The organism is Pseudarthrobacter sp. MOO13 (genome assembly GCF_058267655.1).
In genome coordinates, this window is the sequence record NZ_CM177848.1 from 3,078,666 (window position 1) to 3,101,535 (window position 22,870).

The window sequence follows — 22,870 nt, forward strand, 5'->3', positions numbered from 1 at the left end:
GCTACTCCCCCATGCCAGGATGCACCGGAACGTAGTCCACGGTGTTGCCGGAGTTGGTCCGGCCGGCAGGGGCACGGTTGAACCCCCGCGCGTCGAGCCCGTTCTTGGCCCGGAATTCCGCGAGCGCAGCATCGTAGGCGTTGTTGAGGGTCCGGCCGGAAAATTCACCGGTGCTGCCATCGGCGAAAGCGATCCGGATGCGGATACCGGCCGGGTAGTGCCGGCTCATCCGGATAAAGCCTTCGGCGTCCTGGTGCAAGGTAATCAAGGGGGCTGCTTTCGGTCGTGGGATCAGCCTCAAGTCTGCCACCCCTCCGCGACGCCCGACGGCGGCACCCCGGGTTCCGCGGGCGGCGACCTGCACCGCTCATACTGGAATCATCCCGTCACGGCACCTGACCATGGAAGGTACCCATGCCTGCCCGTTTCCTCCCCGCCCATCCGCCCAAGCTGCACCTGGTGCTCATGCTGGCGCTGACCTTCTCCACAGGCGTGCTGGACGCCGTCGGTTACCTGGGCCTGGACCGGGTGTTCGCGGCGAACATGACCGGCAACGTGGTCATCCTGGGCATGGCACTCCTTGGCGGCGGGAACCTGCCCATCCTCGGCCCCATCGCAGCCCTGGCAGGGTTCATGACCGGTGCCACGATCTCCGGGCGGACGCTGCGGCTCAGCACCTCCGGCTGGAACCGGCGCACCACGGTGCTGCTGATCGGTGTCAGCGCCATCATGGCCGTAGTGGCATTACTGCTGCTCAGCGGCCTGAACCCGCGGGACAGCGAAGCCCTTACGGTAACCATCACCGGCACGCTGGCCGTCGCCATGGGGGCGCAGGCCGCCACCGCCCGGCACCTCAACGTCAAGGACGTCCCCACCGTGGTGGTCACCTCCACCATCACAGGCCTGGCGGCCGATTCTCGCTTTGGTGCAAATACCCACCCGGTTTGGGGCCGGCGGCTGGCTGCGATCGGGCTCATCATGGCCGGCGCGGCAGTGGGTGCAGGGTCCGTGCAGCTGCACCTCGGGCTCGGGGTACTGCTGACCGCCCTGCTCACCCTTGGGGTCGCCCTGCTGGGCCGGAGCGCCACAAACCGGCAGCTGGGTGGGCATGGCATGGAAACGGCCACGGCCGCACCCGCCCCGGATGCCGCCGTCGTGAATCCTGACGCCGAGGCCGGTCAGTAGTCCCCGGCTCCAGTCGTGGGCCGGCCATGGGGCAGAATGGCCGATGTGAGCAAACCCCAGCCCCCGAGGAAGCGACCCATGAAAAGCCACCGAAGGCGCCTAGGCGCCTTCGCCTTTATCCTGATCGTGCTGCTCGCAGGCCCCGGGCTGATGGTGCTGGGGACTGTCATGATCGATGCTGATGCTGAGCTGTCCCGGACAGGGGTGCAGAGCACGGGCACCATCACGGACTTCAACGACACACAGCGCGCCTCCAGCCGGGACATCAAAGTCCAGTACACCTCCACAGACGGAGCCGAGCATGTCGTCTCGGCTAGCGTTGACCACGACCAGCACCCCGAGGTCGGCACCCCCGTAACGGTTGTCTATGACGGCCAGGAGCCCTCCCGCGCCGTGGTCCTGGGTTTCGAGAGCGGGGGCGTGTCCATCCGCGGGGTTGGAACCATCCTGACCCTCGTGGCCGCCTTGGTAACGCTCATCGCGTTCATCATGAGGGTAGCCGGGAAACGCCGTGCGGGGCGCAGCTGATGTCGCAGCCGGGGAGGGACTTGATACCGGCCTACGGAATGCCACCCAAAGAGCGGAAGGTGTGGCCATGGGTGGCAGGTGGAGCGGCCATCGTGGCGCTCTGCATTGGAATCATGGTGGTGTCGCTGATGCCATTGATCAACGGGGCTCCGGCCCGTGAAACAGCCCGGATCAACGAGATGGTGTCCATCGCGGACGCAATTCCCGCCGGGGACGGCTGGGAAGTGACCGCAGCCAGCGATCCGAAAAATGATCCCGGCTGCATCCCCTTGGAGACGTCCTGCCACAATCTGGACAGGACCTGGTCCACCCCCTCGCAGGTCACCCTGGACGACCTGCGAGATTCGACCGGCTACGGCCTCAAGACGTTCACCAATCCCAACTGTGCCTCGGGCACCGTACAGGAGAACTACCACATCGAACTCTGCGTCCACCCGTACGAGGTAGAGCTCCGGATGTACGACAAATAGGGGCAGCCCTCCTGGCATCACTTGTCCTGCACGGGCAGCTACCGAAGGCTCAGCGCCACCACAAGGCCGATGACCACGGCGGCCACAACCCCCAGCGAGATGTAGAGTCCGGCCTTCATCGAACTCTTCTGCACCGTGGCTCCGGCGTTGGGGAGCGCTTCCTGCCATGCCTTGATGGCGTCCAGGCCCTGGTAGTAGGCGAACATCATGGCGGCTCCGCCGGCCGCGCCCGCCACAGCACCCATGCCGCCCGCGCCGCTCATGGCGGCTCCGGCGGAACCGGCGCGGCTCAAGCCGGTAGCGTCCGTGCGGCCATCCGCACCGGCGGCCATCTCCGCGAGTTGCCAGGAGGACGGGCTGGGCGACAAGGACGCGCCCACGCCCACAATGTCGTACTTCCGGCCGTTCGCCGTGACCACCATCGTCCCCATGCTCGTGAACCGGACCGCCGCCTGGGCTGCCGGCACGGAAAATACCGGCACCCCGTCAGCGTCATGCATGCTGAACGTTCCCGCGCTGTCCATGGCCACGATGGCAGGTACTGTCCTGGCTCCGTTGATCATGCTCTTGCGCCAGTAGAGCAAGGACTTCATCGGGGCCGCGGAAGCTGAGGGTGTTATCTCCATGACCACAGCTTAGGCGGCACCATCCCCTGCCCGCCCGCAGCCGGCATGGGGAGATCTTCCCTTGCCGGGCCGCCGGCCCGTACATCGGCACCCGGGGCGCGCGCCGTCGTCGTACGTCCTTCCGGGGCGCTATTTGAGTTTTGGCACCAGCACCGGCGTGTTTTTCTTGTACGCCTCGTAGTCCGGCTGGCCGCCCCACTTCTTGTCCGCCTTCTTCTCCAGGGGCGGGACGCCACTGCCCTTGGTGAGCAGCAGGGCCACGAACGCCGGGGAGATCAGCGCGGCCCACTGCCAGCCCTGCAGTACGGGCAGCGCGATGATGGCCACCCCCACCCACAGGGTGATTTCGCCGAAGTAGTTCGGGTGGCGGGACTTTGACCACAGCCCGGTATTGATGAAGCGTCCCTTGTTGGCGGGATCTGCCTTGAACCGGTTCTTCTCAATGTCCGCCAGGGTTTCCACCGTGATGCCCGCGGCCCACACCAGCAGGCCCACCCAGAAGAACCCGTCCAGGCCAACCTTTTTGTCCGACGTGATGGCCACCCATGCCAGCGCCGCCGTGAGCACCACCCACAGGCCCTGGATGGTCCAGGTGTTCAGGAATCGGAGGAAGTCCGGCTTGAGCTCATCGAACCGGTCATCCTTGCCGTGCTTGCTGATCCGCAGGAACAGGAAGCTGCCCAGGCGCGCGGCCCACAGCACCACCATTGCCGCCAGCAGCAGGCCGCGCGCATCGACGCCGGGGGAAGCCAGCACCAGGAACACGGTGATGGAGATGTAGGTAAGGGCCCCGGTGAGGTCATAGAACTTCTCGGTCTGCGCCTTGAAGCTGGGAATGAACACCAGCCACTGGATCACGAACGCCGCGGCAACCCCCAGCGCAAACACCGGGAACCCGCCAATCCGGGAACCTCCCTGGCTTCCGGCGAGGGCAATGAGCACCGCCACCACCACGGCGATGACAGTACTGACGAGCGCCTTGCGGCTGCTTCCATTCACGGACAGGCTCCTTTCCCGGGGCCTCAGCGCGATCCTGCGCTGACGATACCCTCTTATCCTGCTAGTCTCTCATGTATTCAAATCTATTTGATCACTAGAGGACAATAACTACAATATGGGAAGGCCTAGGAGGAGGACCCGTGGACGCACAGCACCATCCGGCCGCCGCCGCGCTCCAGAACTTGTTCAACCTCGCCAATGAGACAGAGCGCGAGGTGGCCCGCCATCTTGAACTGAACCTCACGGACTACCGGGCACTTAGCGCCCTGGTCCAGTCCGGACCGCTCACCGCCGGCGCTCTCGGGGAAACTTTGGGCGCCACCGCGGCCACCACCACCGCCATTGTCGGCCGGCTCGAAGCCCGCGGCTACGCTGAACGCCTGCGCTCCGCCGAGGACAGGCGGCATGTCCATGTCAGCGCCACCCCCGCCGCCGCCGAGAGGATCCTGCACCTGATGCTCCCCCTCATGGATGCCACCAACCAACACATCCACACGCTCCCCGCGGACGAACAGGCAGCCATCGCCGGATTCCTGGACGTCGCCTTGACCCTCATGCAGGACCATCTGCATTCCCTTTCCGAGAAGGACACCCCTTGAGAGAGTTCACCTCGCCGCCCCTGGCCGACCTGTCCACCCACCGGAACGCCACCGATCTTCTAATGCACCGGTACCGCACCTCCCCGGAGCACGTCGCTTTCGAGGTGCGGGCCAACGGTGCCGACATCACCGCCCCCTGGCGCCAGGTGACCACCCGCCAGTTCGTTTCTGAGGTCCGGGCCCTTGCCAAGGGCCTGATCGCGGCCGGCCTGCAACCCGGCGAAACCATGGCCATCATGTCCCCCACCCGGTACGAATGGGCGGTGGCGGACATGGCGGCGTGGTTCGCGGCCGCCGTCGTGGTCCCCATCTACGAAACCTCCGCCCAGCCCCAGGTGACCGCTGTGCTGTCCGATGCCGACGTCCGCCTGGCAATTGCCGGCACCACAGCGCACGCCGCGCTGCTGGAGCAGGGGTACGCCCGGACGGGAACTCCAGACTTGGGCATTTGGACCATGGACGCCCGCCCCGGAGCTGACCTTCAGGCGCTGGTGGAACTGGGCACCGACGTTCCGGACCGCGACGTGGAGGAACGGCGCCTGCTGCCGGACCAGGAGTCCGTGGCCACGATCGTCTACACCTCGGGCACCACCGCAGACCCGAAGGGCGCGTTGATCACCCATGGCAACTTTGTGGGCCAGATCCTCAACGTCGGCGCCGCCTACACCAGCGTGGTCCGCGAGGGCGGCAACACCATCATCTTCCTGCCCATGGCGCACGTCCTGGCCCGCGGCCTGCAGCTCATCTGCCTGGCCAACGGCATGCGCATCGCACACCTCGCCGATCCCCGTGAAGTAGTGCCGGCCCTGGGCGCCCTCAAGCCCACGTTCCTGGTGGTGGTGCCCCGCGTCCTGCAGAAGATCCAGGCGTCCGCAGCGGCCGCCGCGGCGCAAAAGCACCTGGGCCGGGTCTGGGTGCTGGCGCAGCGCACCGCGGTGGAATGGGGCAGGTTCGCGGAAGCGCACGACGCCGACCCCGGTGTGCGTGCCCCGCTGGGCCTGCGGGCCCGCCGGGCCGTGTTCGACCGTGTTTTTTACGCGCGTCTCCGCGCGCTGGTGGGCGGACGCCTTGACTACCTGCTGTCCGGCGCCGGCGCACTGGACACAGAATTGTCCCTGTTCTTCCGGGGCCTCGGGCTGCCCGTCATCGAAGGCTACGGACTCACGGAAACCACAGCCCCGCTCACCGGCAATCTTCCCGGCGCCATCCATTCCGGGTCCGTGGGCGTCCCCATGCCCGGCACCACCGTACGGATCTCCGATCAAGGCGAAGTGCTGGCCAGCGGGGTGGGCGTGTTTGCCGGGTACCGCCGCCTTTCCGACAACGACGAAGCGTTCGTGGACGGGTTTTTCCGTACCGGGGACCTCGGCGACCTGGACTCCCACGGCCGGCTCACCCTCAAAGGCCGCATCAAGGACGTGATTGTGACCGCCGGCGGCAAGACCGTCACACCCGCCATCTGGGAAGGTTATGTGGAGGGCGATCCCCTGGTGGCCCACGCCATCATGGTGGGCGAAGGCAAGCCCTACCTTGGCGGCCTGGTGCTGCTGGACCCGGAGTCCGTGACGGCGTGGGCCGAGCGCGAAGGCATTGCAGACCTTAGCGGGCTCAAGATTCCGGATGACGGCGGCGCCGTCCGAATCGAGGACGCCCGGCTGCTCAGCGTGGTGGGCAAGGCGGTCAGTGCCGCAAACGCCCGGCTGGCCCGGTCCGAACAGGTGCGCAAATTTGTCCTGCTGCTGGCGGACCTCAACGAGGCGCACGGCAATGTCACGCCCACGATGAAACTCAAACGCACCGTGTTTGCAGAACGCGCCCGGCATTTCGTGGACCACCTGTACACCGATCCAAGGAGCCAAGCATGAACCCCCGCACCAAGAACTGGCTGACCGCCTACGTTGTCAGTGCCGTGATTTTCGCCGTCCTGGACGTGGCGTGGATCCTGCTGGTGGCCAACCCGCTGTACCAGAACCAGATCGGCGGCCTGCTCGCTCCCAAGGCAAACCTGGCCGGGGCCGTGCTGTTCTATGTCATCTTCGTCGCCGGAATGGTGCACTACGGCGTCCGCCCCAACACCCCCGATGCCTCGGTACGCCAGCGCGTCACGGGAGCAGCCTTGTTCGGGTTCTTCACCTACGCCACGTGGGCGCTGACCGGGTTCGCCGTGCTGAAGGATTTCCCTGCCCTGGTGGCCGTCACGGACATCCTTTGGGGAGCCGCGGCCTGCAGCATCGTCACCTGGGCCACCGCCGCCTTGCTGCGGCGCCGGCTCGCCCGCCCCGCCGCAGCCTGAGTCTTCGTGGCGCCCGCGTCACGGGCAGCACGCTTTAGACCCGGGAACGGCGGCGGAACCCCGGAAAGCCGGGACCCGCCGTCGTCCGCCCCTGCTAAAGCCTGCCCTGCGTGACGCGGGACGGCGCGCAGGGCTCACCCGAACAGCGCCGCCACCTGGGTCAGCGTCTGGAACACCCCGTACGCCAGCGGGATCCCCACCAAGATCCAGCCCAGGACCAGCCTGCCGGTGGACCTTCGGACCGGTTCCTGCCCGCTGCGGGTATGTGCTGTGGTCATCTCAGGCCTCCATGGCTGGTTCGTGCCGCGCGGGGCGGGGTTCGTGGAATCGGGCGTCGACGGGGGTGACCAGCAGGTTGGCCACGAAGCCCACCACCAGCAGGGCCACCATGGTCAGCAAGGCCGGCTGGTAGGACGCGCCGGTCAACTGGCCCGGTTTCCCCTGCGCGTCCAGGATGCCATTGACGATCAGCGGACCGGCCACCCCGGCCGCTGACCAGGCCGTCAGCAGCCGGCCGTGGATGGCGCCCACCTGGAACGTCCCGAACAGGTCCCGCAGGTACGCCGGGGCGGTGGCGAAACCGCCGCCGTAGAACGAAATGATCAGGAACGCCAGCACCACATAAAGGAACGTGGCCGTGGCACCGGCCAGCGCCAGCACGGTGTACAGGACCGCGCCGACGCCCAGATACACCATGTAGATCCGCTTGCGGCCGGTGATGTCCGAAATGGCGGACCAGGCGAACCGCCCTGCCATGTTGCCGATGGACAGCAGCCCCACGAAGCCCGCGGCGACGCCGGCGCTGACCAGGGAGCCGCCGTCGGCCTTCCGGAAGAAGTCCTGGATCATGGGCGCCGCCTGCTCCAAGATGCCGATGCCGGCGGTGACGTTGCAGAACAACGCCACCCATACCAGCCAGAACTGCCGGGTCTTGATGGCGTTCTTGGCGGAGACGTTCTCCGTGGTGACCAGCTTGGCGGCCTTGACCTTGGCGGGGTCGAACCCGGCCGGGCGCCAGCCGTCTGCGGGGACCTTGATGGTGAAGGCGCCGAACAGCATGTAGGCGAGATAGACGACGGCGAGCGTCAGGAAGAGCTTCCCCACGGCATCGCCGCTGGCCACCCAGCCCTGCGCACCGGAGTTGGGATCGTAGGCCTTGAGCAGGGCCTGGGACACGGGGCTGGCGATCAGCGCGCCGCCGCCGAAGCCCATGATCGCCATGCCGGTGGCCAGGCCGGGGCGGTCCGGGAACCATTTAATGAGCGTGGACACCGGCGAAATGTAGCCAATGCCAAGCCCGATGCCGCCCACCACGCCGTAACCCAGGTAGACCAGCCAAAGCTGGTGCGTGAAGATGCCCAGGGAGCCGACCAGGAAGCCGCCCACCCAGAACATGGCCGAGGTGAACATCGCCTTCCGCGGACCGTTCCGGTCCACCCACGTGCCCATGACCGCGGCGGAGAGGCCCAGCATCACGATGGCGATGGAGAAGATCACCCGATCTCGGTTAAGCTGGCGCCGAAATGCTTGACCAGCGCGGTTTTGTACACGCTGGTGGCATAGGCCTGGCCAATACAGAGGTGGACAGCGAGCGCTGCCGGCGGGACAAGCCAGCGGTTGAAGCCCGGCGGGGCGATGGTTCGGTCACGGTCCAGGAAGCCCATGATGATGATTCCCTTGCTCGGTTGAATACGACGGTGTCCGGAGGCGAAGGGCACGGCCCGTTGCCTCCGGCAATCATCATGCAAATCATCAGCAAACGTACTGTTGGCGCGCCGACCGGTACTGAATATACGGCGAGCGGCACCACGGGACACGCCTCAAGCCGCCCTTGGATGGACGGCGCCCAGCTGCAGCGCACGGTTTGCCGGGTCCATTGCTGTTCCGCGGCCGATGCGTTATGGCGACGTTAGGAAAGGGTGGCGGCGAGGCGCATAGTTAGGAGATGACAAGCCCTTACACCCGCGGCGACTCCTTCAGCAGCGAGGCTTCCCGGAAGCACATCAGGCAGGCGCTCACGGACTACGGGGCAACGGACATCCTGTTCACCCAGCGAGGGGACCGGAGCGCTGTGGCTTTTAGGGGGACCGGACGGCAATTCCGGATTGTCATGCCATTGCTGCAGTCCGACGGCGCCCTGGCCATTCGTGGCGACATCGCGGACAGCCGGGTCCACGAAGCCAACGCGAAAATCCTCGAACGCGCCAACCGCAAATCATGGCATGCCCTGGCCCTGGCCATTGACGCCAAACTCGGAGCCGTGGCCGCGGGAATCGCCTCCCTCGAATCGGAATTCCTGGCCCACGTGGTGCTCCCCGGAAACCACACCGTGCTGGACGAACTCGCATCCGTGATTGATTCCGCCTACCGTTCCGGCCGGCGTCCGACCTTCGGCGGGCCGGTTCCGCATCCCGGCCCGGAAGAGTCGCTGATGAGCGTAGACTCAAAGTATCTCGGGACATCGTGACAGGACATCCGTTGCCCCGAAAATGAGCCCGATTCCCGGTTGCCTTCCACGGCCGCCGGCGCGCGCCGTACCGAGTAGCCTCGACGCCGGCACACCAGGGAATCGGTACGACGAGGGGCCGCACCACAACACCGGCCGGAACGGGTTAACACCGTTCACCTCCACTGCAGCCGATCCGGCCCCGGATCCCCTGCCCCAGCCACTCCGCCCCGCGTCCCGGGATCCGGCAGTGCACCCTTCAGAACGCTGGTAGACACCATGACCACCATCCAAGACTCTGTTATACGCGCCGACTCGGCGCTATCGGTCAGCGGAGTCCTCGCATCCGCGTTGCCACCGAACCTGGGCACCGCCCAAGGCCCCACGCGGTACACCGTTCCGGCCGTATTCTCCCGCCGGCCGCAGCCCCGCGAAATCGAGCTGCTGCACGGCGAAGCGACGAAACAGCGCCTGGCCGACGCCGGGTACAGCGATGTGGAACTCCGCGTCTCAGACCGCCGCCTCCTGATCACCAACACCAACCTGGTGGACCTCAAAGCAGGCCTGGCCCATCTTGTAGGCGTGATCCTGCGCGACATTTCAGCCCAAGCCGCCCAGGAACGGACCCACCGAACCGACGAACTCGAAGCGTTGGGCCTGGTGGAAGAAGAGCGCCTTGAGTCGCTGCGCAAGGCGGCCGCAGACATCCACTTCGATTAAGCCTTTCCTCCTCGTGTGCCGGCTGCGTAAACCGCGGCCGGCACCGGCGCATCCCGGGCCTGGGGGCGTCCTTGACACCATTACGAAAGGCACACCCCATGACTGACATCAGTATTCGCGACCAGTGGAACCTGCTTCCCGCTCCGGTCACCCAATGGCTGCTGGCGAACCCAGGCTGCATGATTCTGCCACGGACAATTTCCGCCCAGATCAGTGCAGCCGCCGGCGAGGGAGCCAACGGAGATCCCCACGGTGAGACCACGCTGTCCCGGGAGGACGTGGACTTTATCAGGATGAAATCCCATGAGGCCGGGCCGAATCCGGATTACACGTTCTTCGACTCCGTGCAGCCGTAGCTGGTCCCGGGGTACTGCCGCCCGGCGGCGGTACCCCGGCCCGCGCGTCACTCCGACCTAAGACGTCAGAGGGTGGCCAGGGCTCCCTTGGCGCTTTCCACCAGGACATGGGTTCCCGCCTCGACGTAGACCACCTCACCATCAATCTGGCAGGGCACCGTATCGCTGGTGGAGAAGGCATAGCGGCTGACGCTCGGTTGATGCCCCAGCCCCAGGGTGACCGCGCGGAGCGTCATCAGGGCCATCTTCATCAACCCGGCGTGGGGCAGCGTCACCACCTCGAACCGCCCATCGTCCGGGTAATGCGACTCGCTGACGGTGCCGTACTTGGCCATGCGTGAGACGTTGGCCAGGATCAGGCTGTCGAACCGGGCGGTGGCCCCGTCGTCCCGGACAAGTTCGAAGGGCTTCAACCTCGAGAGGGTGCGGGCCACGGAGACGAGCTCCAGGACCTTACCCTTCCCGCCCTGTTCAATGCCGATGGCCATCAACGAGGTCAGCCCGAACCCCACGTAGGAATGCGCGTACAGGACCCGTTCTCCCATTGCGGTCCGGAGCGTGATCCGCAGCAGGTCGACGCGCCGGCCCACACCGGCCGACGCCGCTTCCGCGAAGGTTCGCACCGGCAGGCTCCGGTAGTGGTCGTTGGCATTTCCGGCGGGAATGACGGCGCAGACGGCCTTGCTCCCGGGCACGTCCATCACGCCGTTGACCACCTCGTTGTACCCGCCGTCCCCGCTGACGGACAGGATGAGCGGCACACCCCGGCGCGCCTCGCCCCGGGCAAGTTCACGGGCATGTCCGGCAAATTCCGTAGGCAACAGCTCAACGGGCAGCCCCGGCAGGTCGGTGGCCAGTTCCCGCTGCAACGCCTCGATCCGCTGGCCCATTCCAGGCCGGCCGGGATTGAAGATCAGGACGGCACGGTCGAAAGGTGCGGCAGGTGCTCCGTCATCAGCCATGGCGTACGTGTTCTCCGGGTTCCTGGTGCGGGTGCCTCCAGCCTAACCCGCGGCGACCGCCCGCCCCTCACCCCTGCAGGCGCTGCCGGTAGTTCCGCGGCGTCTCACCCGCGTCGTTGAGGAAGTGCCGGTTGAAGTTCGACAGGTTGGAGAAGCCCACCTCGTAGCAGATCTCAGACACAGGCTTGTCGCTGCGCTCCAGCAGGCGCCGGGCGTGCGCCAGGCGCAACTTGCGGACCAGGTCGCTGAAGTTCTGCCCCGTGGCCCGCTTGAAGTACTTCGAAAAGGTGGGCTCCGGCATGCCCACCAGCGCGGCGGCCTCGGACATCCGCACACTGCCGGCATGGTTGCTGAACACGTACTCCAGGACCAGATCGACGACGGCGGCAGCCTGGCCGTCCAACTGCGGCCTGAACCAGGCTTCGGCCAGATAGCGGCGGTCGCCTTCCGGCGCGCCGGCAAGGACCGCGAAAAGTTCAAACAGGTGTTGCAGCCGCTCCAGGCCGGTGGTTTGGCCCATGGTTTCGATGGCCGCCGCTGCTGACACTGCGGTGTGGCCCAGGAATTCGATACCCCGCGCCGACTGTTCCAGGAGCGGACGGACCTCCGCGAGTTCGGGGACGAGGTTGGATGCCTGCTCCACCCACTTTCCGTCGAACTGGATGACGGCGTCCCGGTTCTCCAGTGCCTCGCCAGGTTCCAAGTCGCTGACCCAGTCGTGCGGCAGGCCCGAACCCACGATCGACACATGGCCGGCCTCGAAGGTGCCGATGTGGTCCCCGACGATGAACTTTCCGGTGCCTTTCCGAATGAGGTGGATCTCGTATTCCGGATGGTAGTTCCACCGTGCCACCGGGCTGGGGTAGCTGTGCTGGTGCCAGCGGACCGAATGGTTGGGATCCGGCGGGATCACCTCCCGGTTGGCCCGCATGCCCAGCAGCCGCTCGGCCAGCCGGGCTGTGGCTTCCTCGGCATTGTCCACTGTGGCCATGGTGGTCTCCGCGCATCGGGTGGTTATGAATTCTGGACAGCCCCCTGGCTGCCTTGTCCCAGAGTAGCGGGTGAAGGGCCCTTGCGGTTCGGAAAATAAGTATCAGAAATTCGCAACCAGGGCGCTAGTTGTGACCTGTGCCGCACCCCTAACCTTGAGGAACACTAGCACGGCGCACCGGGATTCCGGTGGCTGGCCGCGCTCCAACCGGGCACCCCGACGCAGCAGTCGGCGGGCACCGGTCCTGCATCTTCCTGAAGAACAAAGGAGTCCTTAATGCGCCCGAAAACGCGCGCTGCCGTCCTCTCCGCCGGGGCACTCTGCATCGCTTTGAGCGCCACGGCATGTGCGGGTGCCGGCGGATGGCAATTCCGCCGGCAACCCGAACAGCATCAACGTACTGATGGTGAACAACCCCCAGATGGAGGACCTGCAGAAGCTCACCGCAGACAACTTCACCAAGGAAACCGGCATCAACGTGAACTTTACGATCCTGCCGGAAAATGATGTCCGGGCGAAGATCAGCCAGGAGTTCTCCAGCCAGGCCGGCCAGTACGACGTCGCCTCGCTGTCCAACTACGAGATCCCGTTCTATTCCGCCAACGGCTGGCTGGCACCCCTGGACAGCGTGGCCAAGGACCCGGGTTTCGACCAGGCGGACATCCTGCCCGCGTACACGGCATCCTTGACCGGTACCGACGGCAAGCTCTACGGCGAACCGTTCTACGGCGAGTCCTCTTTCCTGATGTACCGCAAGGACATCCTGGCGGCCAAGGGCCTTACCCTGCCGGACAAACCCACCTGGGACCAGGTGGCGGACATCGCGGCGAAGGTGGACGGCGCCAGCCCCGGCATGAAGGGCATCTGCCTGCGCGGCCAGCCCGGCTGGGGCCAGGTTTTCGCGCCGTTGACCACCGTGGTGAACACATTCGGCGGCACCTGGTTCGACAAGGACTGGAACGCCCAGGTCAACAGCCCCGAATTTACGGCCGCAACCGAGTTCTACACCAACCTGGTCCGCCAGCACGGTGAAGCAGGTGCCGCGCAGGCCGGCTTCACCGAGTGCCTGAACAACATGAGCCAAAGCAAGGTGGCCATGTGGTACGACGCAACCTCCGCCGCCGGCGCCCTCGAAGCCGATGCTTCCCCCGTCAAGGGCAAGATCGGCTACGCCCAGGCCCCGGTGAAGGAGACCAAGTCCTCCGGCTGGCTTTGGACTTGGTCCTGGGCAATGCAGGCGGCATCCAAGAAGCAGGATGCGGCCGGGAAGTTCATCGCCTGGGCCAGCTCCAAGGAGTACGAGCAGCTGGTGGCATCCAAGCTCGGCTGGGCCAAGGTCCCCTCCGGCAAACGCGTCTCCACATACGAAAATGCCGAGTTCCAGAAGGCTGCCCCGTTCTTCACCGCGGAACGGTTCGCCATCGAGAACGCCGACCCGAAGAACCCCGGCACCCAGCCGCGTCCCGCCGTCGGCATCCAATTCGTGGGCATACCCGAGTTTGCTGCGCTGGGCACCAACGTCTCGCAAGGCGTCAGCTCGGCCATCGCCGGCCAAGGCACCGTGGCCGATGCCCTGGCGAAGGGCCAGGAAGCCGCCCGGAAAATCGGCAACAAGTACAAGCAGCCCTAACCGAACCGCAGGAGAATCCCATGACTACCGCAACGGCGCGTATCTCCCGACCGGGACACACCGCAGCCAAACCCGCACGCAGCCCCTCGTCTCGTGAACGCGCCCTGGCCTGGGCACGCCGCGCACCGCTGCTGCCCGCCCTGGTCTTCCTTATCGTCGTCACCCAACTCCCGTTCGTGGTGACCCTGTTCATCTCGTTCCTGAACTGGAACAGCCTGAGCCCCACCAAGACGGCCTTCGCCGGCCTGGAAAACTACGTCACGGTACTCACCGACCCAGACCTCCGCCAAGCCATCGTCACCACCATCGTCCTCACCGTCTCCGTGGTCCTGGCCAGCCTGCTCATCGGACTGGGCCTGGCGCTGCTGCTGGACAAGAAGTTCCTCGGCCGCGGACTGGCCCGCACCTTGCTGATCGCGCCGTTCCTGGTGGTCCCCGTGGCCGCGGCCCTGATCTGGAAGCATGCCCTCCTGAACCCCGCCTACGGGCTGGTCAACGGGATCCTCACCTGGATCTGGTCCCTCTTTGGCAGCAGCACCCCGCCCCAACTGGACCTGTTGTCGCAGGCGCCCCTGGCCGCCGTCGTCGTCTCATTGGTGTGGCAGTGGACGCCGTTCATGATGCTCATCCTGCTCGCCGGCCTGCAGTCCCGGCCCATGGACACCGTGGAAGCCGCCCAGATGGACGGCGCCACCCCCTGGGCGATCTTCCGGCACCTGACCCTCCCCCACCTGCGCCAGTACCTGGAACTCGGCGGTCTTTTGGGTGCCATCTACATCGTGCAGAACTTCGACTCCGTCTTCACCCTCACCGCCGGCGGCCTGGGCACCGCCAACCTCCCCTACGCCATTTACCAGACCTTCTATTACGCCAACGAATACGGCCTGGCCTCCGCGGCCGGCGTCGTGGTGGTCATCGGCACCATCATCGTGGCCACGTTCGCACTCCGCACCGTCTTTTCGCTCTTCAAGAAGGAGGCAGCACGATGAGCACCCTCACTCCCGCCGCGCCCCAAAGCACCACCCACGCCGCCCCAGGCAGCATGAGGGCCCGCCGCGGCAAGTCCCGGATGGACCCCACCCGCAACAACACTGCGGCCGGGCTCGCGGCCTGGCTGCTGGCACTGCTGTTCGCGTCCCCGGTGGTGTGGATGATCCTGACTTCCTTCCACTCGGAGACTGACGCAGCCACCAACCCGCCGTCGGTGGCCGCGAACCTGACCCTGGACGCGTACCGGGAATTCTTCGGCGAAACCTCCGGCGTCAGCCCCTGGCCGTCCCTGATCAACTCCGCCACCGCCTCCATCCTGTCCACGGCCCTGGTACTGGTCCTGGCCATCCCGGCGGCATACGCACTCTCCATCCGGCCCGTGAAGAAGTGGACAGACGTGATGTTCTTCTTCCTGTCCACCAAGATGATGCCCGTGGTGGCGGCGATCCTGCCGCTCTACCTGTTCGCCCGCACCGTTGGTGGCCTGGACAACATCTGGTTCCTGATCCTGATGTACACCTCCATGAACCTGCCCATCGCGCTGTGGATGATGCGGTCCTTCCTCGCCGAAGTTCCGGAGGAGATGCTGGAGGCGGCCCAGATCGACGGCGCCAACCTCCTGCTCATCCTCCGCAAGGTCATCGCCCCGGTGGCCATACCCGGGATCGCCGCCACCGCGCTGATCTGCTTCATCTTCAGCTGGAATGAACTGCTCCTGGCACGCGTCCTCACCGGCGTGGTGGCAGGCACGGCGCCCGTCTTCCTCACCGGCTTCGTCTCCGGCCAGGGCCTCTTCCTCGCCAAAGTCTGCGCGGCCGCCGTCGTCATCTCCCTGCCGGTGCTGTTCGCCGGCTTCGCAGCGCAGGACAAACTCGTCCAGGGCCTCTCCCTTGGCGCAGTGAAGTAAACGGCCCACCCGCCAATTACCCTCGATTTCAGCAAAGGACCCCGCTATGACCACCACCGCCCACGCCGCCGGCCTGCCGGCCACCATGCGCGCCGCCGTCCTGAAGAGCCAGGGCGACATGGCCATGGAATCACTCCCCCTCCCCCAGCTCGACCCGGACCAGGTCCTGGTGCAGGTCGCCGCCGTCGGCGTCTGCGGCAGCGACGTCCACTACTACGAGCACGGCCGGATCGGCCCCTACGTCGTGGACCACCCGCTGATCCTGGGCCACGAGCTCTCCGGCCGGATCACCGCCGTCGGAAGCGCCGTCGACCCGGCCCGCGTTGGCAGCCGAGTCGCCGTCGAACCCCAGCGGCCCTGCCGCACCTGCAAGCAGTGCAAGGCCGGCCGCTACAACCTGTGCCCGGACATCAAGTTCTACGCCACCCCGCCCGTGGACGGCGCGTTCGCCGAATACGTCACCATCCAGTCCGACTTCGCCTACGACATTCCGGACAGCGTCAGCGACGAGGCGGCCGCCTTGATTGAACCGCTGTCCGTGGGCCTGTGGGCCTGCGAGCGCGCGGAAATCCGGCCCGGCAGCCGGGTGCTGATCGCCGGCGCCGGCCCCATCGGCATCATCGCCGCCCAGGCGGCCCGGGCGTTCGGCGCCACCGAGATTTACATCTCCGACATCGCCGAGGACCGGCTCGCCTTTGCCCTGGAACACGGGGCCACCCACGCCGTGAACGCAAAGACGGACAGCGTGGAGGGGCTCGACGTCGACGCCTTCATCGATGCCTCCGGCGCTCCGCAGGCGGTCCGTTCCGGAATCAAGGCCGTGGCGCCGGCCGGCCGGGTGATCCTGGTGGGGCTCGGCGCAGACGATGTGGAGCTGCCTGTCTCCTACATCCAGAACCGCGAAATCTGGCTCTCCGGGGTCTTCCGCTACACCAAGACTTGGCCACTGGCGATCCAGCTGATCGCTGACGGAAAGGTGGATCTGGACATCCTGGTCACCGGAAAGTTCCCCCTCGCCGAGTCCGAAGCGGCGCTGAAGGCGGGAAAGCAGCCCGGCCAACTCAAGGCCGTGGTCTATCCGGGCCGCTGAGCACAGCACCACATCCCGCCCCATCACCTGCAAGGAAGCAGCCATGCCAACAGCCCACAACGTGCCGGATGCCGCAAACGGCGGTCCCGTGGTCACCGTGATCGGGGAATCCCTCGTGGACATCATCAATGACCCGCGCCGGGGAACCGCCGGCCGGAAAGCCCACCCCGGAGGCAGCCCGCTGAACGTCGCGGTGGGAACTGCGCGGCTGGGCCTTTCCACAAGCCTGGTGACCCATTATGGCGACGACGAGTACGGGCGGATCATCGATCAGCACCTGCAGTCCAACGGCGTCAGGCCGGTGCTGGGCGGGGCTGCACCCACCTCCACGGCAACGGCAACGCTGGGGCCGGACGGTGCAGCAACTTACGCCTTCAACATCACGTGGGACATCAATGGCGCATCGCTTCCCGCCCTGGCCGCCGTGGAAACCTCCGCGCACGTCCACACCGGTTCCATTGCCACCACGCTTTCACCGGGCAACCACGCCACGTATGCGCTGGTGGGGGCGGCCCGGCACGGTGCCACCGTCAGTTACGACCCCAACTGCAGGCCCGGCATCAGTCCCGATGTTGCCGCGGCTCGCAGGCAGGCTGAGGAATTCGTCGCCGCGAGCGACGTCGTCAAGGCAAGCGACGAGGACCTGCGCTGGCTTTATCCGGGCCGGACTCCCGAGGAGTCGCTGGCCGCCTGGCTGGAGCTCGGCCCGGCGCTGGTGGCCCTGACCCGCGGTGTTGAGGGACCGGTGCTCCTGAACAGGCAGGGCCGCGTGGAGTTGCCGGGTGAAAGAATCGAGGTGGCGGACACCGTCGGGGCGGGTGACTCGTTCATGGCCGCCCTGATCGCCGGCCTGTCGCAGATGGACCTCCTGGGCGCCGGGGCCCGGCCGCGGCTGGCCGCCCTCAAAGCTGCTGACCTGCGCCTCCTGGCCGGCTACGCGAACAGGGCCGCGGCCGTCACCTGTTCCCGCCCCGGCGCCAACCCGCCCGGGCTGGCAGAACTGGGGACGGCGTCGCCTGACGCGGACGCCTGCTTCCGGACGCCCCCGCCTCGCATCAGGCACGCAGAGTAGCCCAGTTTTCGCCGCGACACGCCGGGAATCCGCGCTCCCGCGGCCGTTTCCCCGTGAAAACCGGGCCAGTGTGACACGAAGGCGGCAGGCGGCTGCTGCGCGCCGGGCACGAAAAACCCGGGCATGGGCCGCTTCGTGCGATAGCTTGGCAAGCAGTCACAACAACTTTCGAAACCAGGCAGGCACGCATGGATGCGGACGTCATCATCATCGGGGCCGGGTTGGCCGGGCTGGTGGCCTGCAACGAGCTGGTCCGTGCGGGAAAGCGCGTGGCCATCCTGGACCAGGAGAACCAGGCCAACCTGGGCGGCCAGGCGTTCTGGTCGCTAGGCGGTCTTTTTCTGGTGGACACCCCCATGCAGCGCCGGCTGGGCGTGAAGGATTCCTTCGATCTGGCGTGGCAAGACTGGCAGGGCTCGGCGCAATGGGACCGGCTTTCCGGACCGCACCCGGAGGACGAGTGGGCCACTCAGTGGGGCCGCGCCTACGTGGAGTTCGCCGCCGGCGACAAGCGCTCCTGGTTGCAGGAAAAGGGAATCCGGTTCACGCCGCTGGTGGGCTGGGCCGAGCGCGGCGACGGCAGGGCCGGCGGCCACGGCAACTCGGTTCCCCGCTTCCACGTTCCGTGGGGCACCGGCACCGGGGTGTCCGAACCATTCGCGGACAAGGCGCGCGAGGCGGCCGCGGCAGGCAGCGTCACGTTCTTCTTCCGGCACCGGGTGGACGGTTTAACGTACGACGACGGTACGGTCACCGGGGTGCGTGGCGCAGTACTGGCACCGGATGCGTCGCCGCGTGGGGTGTCCTCCAACCGGGAAATTATTGGGGACTTTGAGTTGCGGGCGCAGGCTGTGGTGATCGCCTCCGGCGGGATCGGCGGCAACCACGAGCAGGTGCGGCGCTGGTGGCCGGACCGGCTGGGAACACCGCCGCGCAGGATGGTCACCGGGGTCCCGCAGCATGTGGACGGGCGGATGCTGGACATCGCCGACGGGTCCGGAGTCCGGCTGGTGAACCGGGACCGGATGTGGCATTACACCGAGGGAATCCAGAACTGGAACCCCATCTGGCCGGACCACGCCATCCGGATCCTGCCCGGCCCCTCCTCATTGTGGTTCGATGCTCTGGGCCGGCGACTCCCCTCCCCCGGCCTGCCCGGTTACGACACGCTGGGCACCCTCCGCCTGCTGCGGACCACCCCGGACATCCAGCAGTACGACCATTCCTGGTTCATCCTCAACCAGCGGATCATCGAAAAGGAGTTCGCCCTTTCCGGCTCCGAACAGAACCCGGACATCACCAACCGGGACCTCAAGCTGCTGCTGAAGACGCGGCTGGGCCGCGGTGCCTCCGGCCCGATCGAAGCGTTCAAGGAGCACGGCGCGGACTTTGTGGTGGCGGACAACCTTCCGGACCTGGTCCGCGGCATGAATGGGCTCACCGCGGAGCCGCTGCTGGATGGTGCGCTGCTGCGGCGGCAGATCGGGGAGCGTGACGCCGAGATCCGTAATGCCTATTCCAAGGACGCCCAGGTGGCGGGCATCCGCAACAGCCGCCGCTACCTGGGTGACCGGCTCTTCCGGACAGTGAAGCCGCACCGGATCCTGGATCCGAAGGCGGGCCCGCTGATCGCGGTGCGGCTCCACGTCGTCACCAGAAAAACGCTCGGCGGCATCCAGACGAATTTATCCGGACAGGCGCTCGGGCGGGACGGCATCCCCATTCCCGGCCTCTACGCCGCCGGGGAGGCCGCCGGGTTCGGGGGCGGTGGCGCCCAAGGATACAACGCCCTCGAGGGCACCTTCCTGGGTGGCTGCATCTTCACCGGCAGGACGGTGGGGCGTTCCCTGGCCCGGGCGTTGTAGCCGCACCTTCTTGCCGGCTTGCTAGGGTCGGCATATGGCCATCCTCCCCCGTTCCATGGACGACGTGATTTCCGAGCCGCTGCGTGCCCAGTTCGAATTCTTCCTTGACGAGCACCGGGCTGCGCTCGACGACTGCCTGGACGGCTTGACCGAAGAGCAGGCCCGGCGCCGGCTGGTTCCGTCCCGCACCACGCTGCTGGGCCTGGTGAAGCACGCCACCTTCGTGGAGAAGGTCTGGTTCGACGAAGCCGTCACGGGCCGCCCGCGCAGTGAGATCGGTATCCCGGCCACCCCGGACGAATCGTTCATGCTTGACGACGCCGACACGGTCGCCTCGGTCCGGTCAGCCCACCGGGAGGCGTGCGCCGCCTCCCGGGCGGCCGCGGCCGGCCTCGGCCTGGACGATGTGGTCACCGGCAACCGGCGGGGCCCGCTTCCGCTGCGCTGGGTGTACCTGCACATGCTGCGGGAACTGGCCCAGCACTGTGGCCACGCGGACATCCTGCGGGAGCAGGTGCTGGCGGTCCCGTCACGGCGATGACACCGCGGCGGAACCGCCCTTGGACCTTTCGGCGGTCTGGTCAGGCTACGCCGGCGGCGGCAGTCACTGCGCCGGCGGACGAGTCTTCTGCCGCGCCCGCGAGCCGCAGCCAGGTGTCCACCACCGTGTCCGGGTTCAGGGAGACGGAATTGACGCCTTCCTTCACCAGCCATTCAGCGAAGTCCGGGTGGTCGCTGGGGCCTTGGCCGCAGATGCCCACGTACTTGCCGTGCGCCCGGCAGGCCTTGATGGCCATGCTGAGCAGCTTTTTCACGGCCGCGTCCCGCTCGTCGAAACTGTTGGCCACGATGGCCGAGTCACGGTCCAGGCCCAGGGTCAGCTGGGTCATGTCGTTCGAGCCGATGGAGAAGCCGTCGAAGTACTCCAGGAAGTCGTCGGCGAGCAGCGCGTTGGAGGGCAGTTCACACATCATGATGACCTCGAGGCCGTTCTCACCGCGGCGCAGGCCGTTCTCGGCGAGCAGGTCGATGACGCCCCGCGCCTCGTCCAGGGTGCGCACGAACGGGATCATCAGCTTGACGTTGGTCAGGCCCATCTCGTTGCGTACGAAGGACAGGGCCTCACACTCGAGGTCGAAGCAGTCCCGGAAGGACGGTTCCAGGTAGCGGGACGCGCCGCGGAACCCGATCATCGGATTCTCCTCGTGCGGTTCGTACGCCGGGCCGCCAATGAGGTTGGCGTACTCGTTGGACTTGAAGTCGGACATGCGGACGATCACCGGTTCAGGGGCAAAGGCGGCGGCGATGGTGGCCACGCCCTCGGCCAGGCGCTTGATGTAGTAGTCGCGGGGGCTGTCGTATGCGGCAATCCGCCCGCGGATCTCGGCGGCCACTTCCGCCGGCTGGCTGTCCAGGTTCAGGAGCGCCTTGGGGTGGATGCCGATCTGCCGGTTGATGATGAACTCCAGCCGGGCCAGGCCCACGCCGTGGTTGGGCAGCTGCGCAAAAGTGAACGCCTGTTCCGGCGTGCCCACGTTCATCATGACCTTTACCGGCGCCTCGGGCAGCTGGGTGACCCCGGTCTCCTCGACGCTGAAGTCCAGCAGGCCTTGGTAAATGGTGCCGGTCTCGCCGTCGGCGCAGGACACGGTCACCTCCTGGCCGTCGGCCAGCGCGTCAGTGGCGTTGCCGGTGCCCACGACGGCGGGAATCCCCAGCTCGCGGGCGATGATGGCCGCGTGGCAGGTGCGCCCGCCGCGGTTGGTGACGATCGCTGAGGCACGCTTCATGATCGGCTCCCAGTCGGGGTCGGTCATGTCTGCCACCAAGACGTCGCCGGTCTGGAACGAGGCCATCTGGTCGATCGCGGTGAGGATCCGGACCTTTCCGGCGCCGATCCGCTGGCCGATGGCGCGGCCTTCCACCAGCACCGGGCCGGTCGCGTTCAGGCGGAACCGGCTCATGCTGCCCGGGGCCCGGCGGGACTGCACGGTTTCCGGGCGGGCCTGCAGGATGTACAGTCCACCGTCAATGCCGTCCTTGCCCCACTCAATGTCCATCGGGCGGCCGTAATGCTTCTCGATGGCGACGGCGTGGCGCGCAAGCTGCTCCACGTCGTCGTCCGTGAGGCTGAAGCGCGAGCGCTGGGACTCCTCCACCGGCACGAAGTCGATGGTGCGGCCGATCTCGCTGTTGGTGGTGTAGGTCATCTGGAGGGCCTTCTCGCCCAGGCCCCGCTTGAGGATGGCCGGCCGGCCGGCTTCCAGGGCGGGCTTGTACACGTAGAACTCATCGGGGTTCACGGCGCCCTGGACCACTGCTTCGCCCAGCCCGTAGGAGGAGGTGACGAACACGGCGTCCTGGAAGCCGGACTCGGTGTCCATGGTGAACATGACCCCGGAAGCGCCGACGTCGGAACGCACCATGCGCTGGATGCCCGCCGAGAGTGCCACCTCGGCGTGCTCGAACTTATGGTGCACGCGGTAGGCGATGGCGCGGTCGTTGTAGAGCGAGGCAAAGACGTCCTTGATGGCCTGCAGGATGTTCTCGATGCCGCGGACGTTAAGGAAGGTCTCCTGCTGCCCGGCGAACGAGGCGTCGGGAAGGTCTTCTGCCGTGGCGCTGGAGCGCACCGCCCAAGAAAGATCCTGCGAGCCGGCGTGCTTGTCCACCAGCTGCTGGTACGCCTCGCGGACCTGCGCCTCGAAATCCGCCAGGAACGGCGTGTCGCGGACCAGGGACCGGATCTCCTGGCCGGCAGCCGCCAGCGCCGTCACGTCATCGGTGTCCAGGCCAACGAGCCGGTCGGCGATCTTCTGGTCCAGGCCGGAGTCGGACAGGAACCGGCGGTACGCGTCCGCCGTGGTGGCGAATCCGTCCGGGACCTGTACGCCGGCGGACGTCAGGTTCTGCACCATCTCGCCCAGGGAGGCGTTCTTGCCGCCCACCTTGTCCAAGTCCTCAAGCCCGAGTTCGGAGAACCAAAGAACGTCTGTGGTCATGTTTACTGCTCCTTTGCAGAGGTGGCTTAGGCATTGCTGGCCGCCACGGTAGTGCCGGCCGGAAGAAAAACCTTGTCAACAGTGGCAGGTCTGCCGCGCACTTTCCACATGATGTGCGCCACGCCACGTTTGTGAATTG

Annotated in this window: 22 protein-coding genes and 2 pseudogenes; 16 read left to right on the forward strand and 8 right to left on the reverse strand. The window is 66.7% G+C overall.

Features of this window, described 5'->3' with window-relative positions:
- Position 1: 1 nt before the first annotated feature.
- Positions 2-268 (reverse strand): hypothetical protein, encoded by a 267-nt coding sequence (locus tag AC4EEO_RS14035; RefSeq protein ID WP_026264667.1) that lies wholly within the window; start codon positions 266-268, stop codon positions 2-4.
- 146 nt (positions 269-414) lie between these two features.
- Here AC4EEO_RS14035 and AC4EEO_RS14040 point away from each other — a divergent pair, with 146 nt between their 5' ends.
- From AC4EEO_RS14040 to AC4EEO_RS14050, 3 genes are all read left to right on the forward strand, one after another.
- Positions 415-1,185, forward strand: coding sequence for a YoaK family protein (locus tag AC4EEO_RS14040; RefSeq protein WP_491339103.1), 771 nt, complete (start codon positions 415-417; stop codon positions 1,183-1,185).
- A gap of 78 nt (positions 1,186-1,263) precedes the next feature.
- The gene (locus tag AC4EEO_RS14045; RefSeq protein ID WP_491329442.1) at positions 1,264-1,713 is read left to right on the forward strand and encodes a DUF3592 domain-containing protein; all 450 of its coding nucleotides are present in this window, start codon (positions 1,264-1,266) and stop codon (positions 1,711-1,713) included.
- A 71-nt stretch (positions 1,714-1,784) separates the two neighbouring features.
- Positions 1,785-2,183: a hypothetical protein gene (locus AC4EEO_RS14050; RefSeq protein ID WP_491339104.1), complete on the forward strand. Its 399-nt coding sequence runs from the start codon at positions 1,785-1,787 to the stop codon at positions 2,181-2,183.
- A gap of 38 nt (positions 2,184-2,221) precedes the next feature.
- Here the strand turns inward: AC4EEO_RS14050 and AC4EEO_RS14055 are convergent, their stop codons facing one another.
- Positions 2,222-2,809 (reverse strand): hypothetical protein, encoded by a 588-nt coding sequence (locus tag AC4EEO_RS14055; protein ID WP_491339105.1) that lies wholly within the window; start codon positions 2,807-2,809, stop codon positions 2,222-2,224.
- A gap of 129 nt (positions 2,810-2,938) precedes the next feature.
- The gene (locus AC4EEO_RS14060; protein ID WP_491339106.1) at positions 2,939-3,808 is read right to left on the reverse strand and encodes a DUF1295 domain-containing protein; all 870 of its coding nucleotides are present in this window, start codon (positions 3,806-3,808) and stop codon (positions 2,939-2,941) included.
- Between the two features lie 140 nt (positions 3,809-3,948).
- Here AC4EEO_RS14060 and AC4EEO_RS14065 point away from each other — a divergent pair, with 140 nt between their 5' ends.
- The 3 genes from AC4EEO_RS14065 to AC4EEO_RS14075 are packed head-to-tail and all read left to right on the forward strand — an operon-like array spanning position 3,949 to position 6,700.
- Complete coding sequence (locus AC4EEO_RS14065) at positions 3,949-4,407, forward strand: MarR family winged helix-turn-helix transcriptional regulator (RefSeq protein WP_133832000.1); 459 nt, start codon at positions 3,949-3,951, stop codon at positions 4,405-4,407.
- Positions 4,404-6,272 (forward strand): AMP-dependent synthetase/ligase, encoded by a 1,869-nt coding sequence (locus AC4EEO_RS14070; protein WP_491339107.1) that lies wholly within the window; start codon positions 4,404-4,406, stop codon positions 6,270-6,272. The genes AC4EEO_RS14065 and AC4EEO_RS14070 overlap by 4 nt, the downstream gene beginning before the upstream one ends.
- On the forward strand, positions 6,269-6,700 hold the full coding sequence (locus AC4EEO_RS14075; RefSeq protein ID WP_109863593.1) for a DUF2177 family protein: 432 nt from the start codon (positions 6,269-6,271) through the stop codon (positions 6,698-6,700). Before AC4EEO_RS14070 ends, AC4EEO_RS14075 begins: the two co-directional genes overlap by 4 nt.
- A 134-nt stretch (positions 6,701-6,834) precedes the next feature.
- Here the strand turns inward: AC4EEO_RS14075 and AC4EEO_RS14080 are convergent, their stop codons facing one another.
- Positions 6,835-6,978 (reverse strand): MFS transporter small subunit, encoded by a 144-nt coding sequence (locus AC4EEO_RS14080; protein WP_491339108.1) that lies wholly within the window; start codon positions 6,976-6,978, stop codon positions 6,835-6,837.
- Position 6,979: 1 nt separating this feature from the next.
- A pseudogene (locus AC4EEO_RS14085) lies at positions 6,980-8,364 on the reverse strand (OFA family MFS transporter).
- A gap of 281 nt (positions 8,365-8,645) precedes the next feature.
- Between AC4EEO_RS14085 and AC4EEO_RS14090 the strand changes: the two are divergent.
- From AC4EEO_RS14090 to AC4EEO_RS14100, 3 genes are all read left to right on the forward strand, one after another.
- On the forward strand, positions 8,646-9,167 hold the full coding sequence (locus AC4EEO_RS14090; RefSeq protein WP_018762080.1) for a hypothetical protein: 522 nt from the start codon (positions 8,646-8,648) through the stop codon (positions 9,165-9,167).
- 258 nt (positions 9,168-9,425) lie between these two features.
- Positions 9,426-9,866 carry a hypothetical protein gene (locus AC4EEO_RS14095; protein WP_240617818.1) on the forward strand — a complete coding sequence of 147 codons (441 nt, stop codon included), beginning with the start codon at positions 9,426-9,428 and terminating at the stop codon, positions 9,864-9,866.
- 98 nt (positions 9,867-9,964) lie between these two features.
- Entirely contained in the window at positions 9,965-10,222 is a 258-nt protein-coding gene (locus tag AC4EEO_RS14100) for a hypothetical protein (RefSeq protein WP_109863597.1), read from the forward strand.
- Between the two features lie 65 nt (positions 10,223-10,287).
- On the opposite strand, the gene AC4EEO_RS14105 is transcribed toward AC4EEO_RS14100, so the two are convergent.
- Positions 10,288-11,184: a diacylglycerol/lipid kinase family protein gene (locus tag AC4EEO_RS14105; RefSeq protein WP_491339109.1), complete on the reverse strand. Its 897-nt coding sequence runs from the start codon at positions 11,182-11,184 to the stop codon at positions 10,288-10,290.
- 67 nt (positions 11,185-11,251) lie between these two features.
- On the reverse strand, positions 11,252-12,175 hold the full coding sequence (locus AC4EEO_RS14110; protein ID WP_491339110.1) for an AraC family transcriptional regulator: 924 nt from the start codon (positions 12,173-12,175) through the stop codon (positions 11,252-11,254).
- Between the two features lie 276 nt (positions 12,176-12,451).
- Between AC4EEO_RS14110 and AC4EEO_RS14115 the strand changes: the two are divergent.
- The 7 genes and pseudogenes from AC4EEO_RS14115 to AC4EEO_RS14145 all read left to right on the forward strand — a co-directional run bounded on the left by AC4EEO_RS14115 (position 12,452) and on the right by AC4EEO_RS14145 (position 20,270).
- Positions 12,452-13,805: pseudogene (locus AC4EEO_RS14115) on the forward strand (ABC transporter substrate-binding protein).
- 20 nt (positions 13,806-13,825) lie between these two features.
- Entirely contained in the window at positions 13,826-14,794 is a 969-nt protein-coding gene (locus AC4EEO_RS14120; protein WP_491339111.1) for a carbohydrate ABC transporter permease, read from the forward strand.
- Complete coding sequence (locus tag AC4EEO_RS14125) at positions 14,791-15,702, forward strand: carbohydrate ABC transporter permease (RefSeq protein ID WP_491339112.1); 912 nt, start codon at positions 14,791-14,793, stop codon at positions 15,700-15,702. The genes AC4EEO_RS14120 and AC4EEO_RS14125 overlap by 4 nt, the downstream gene beginning before the upstream one ends.
- A gap of 46 nt (positions 15,703-15,748) precedes the next feature.
- Positions 15,749-16,792, forward strand: a complete 1,044-nt coding sequence (locus tag AC4EEO_RS14130) for an NAD(P)-dependent alcohol dehydrogenase (RefSeq protein ID WP_491339113.1) — start codon at positions 15,749-15,751, stop codon at positions 16,790-16,792.
- 43 nt (positions 16,793-16,835) lie between these two features.
- Positions 16,836-17,864: a carbohydrate kinase family protein gene (locus tag AC4EEO_RS14135; protein WP_491339114.1), complete on the forward strand. Its 1,029-nt coding sequence runs from the start codon at positions 16,836-16,838 to the stop codon at positions 17,862-17,864.
- A gap of 188 nt (positions 17,865-18,052) precedes the next feature.
- Positions 18,053-19,729: an FAD-binding dehydrogenase gene (locus AC4EEO_RS14140; protein WP_491339115.1), complete on the forward strand. Its 1,677-nt coding sequence runs from the start codon at positions 18,053-18,055 to the stop codon at positions 19,727-19,729.
- Between the two features lie 34 nt (positions 19,730-19,763).
- A complete protein-coding gene (locus tag AC4EEO_RS14145) occupies positions 19,764-20,270 on the forward strand; it encodes a DinB family protein (protein ID WP_491339116.1) in 507 nt (168 codons plus the stop codon).
- Positions 20,271-20,310: 40 nt separating this feature from the next.
- Here the strand turns inward: AC4EEO_RS14145 and ppsA are convergent, their stop codons facing one another.
- Positions 20,311-22,731 carry a phosphoenolpyruvate synthase gene (gene ppsA / locus AC4EEO_RS14150; protein WP_491339117.1) on the reverse strand — a complete coding sequence of 807 codons (2,421 nt, stop codon included), beginning with the start codon at positions 22,729-22,731 and terminating at the stop codon, positions 20,311-20,313.
- Positions 22,732-22,870: the final 139 nt, after the last annotated feature.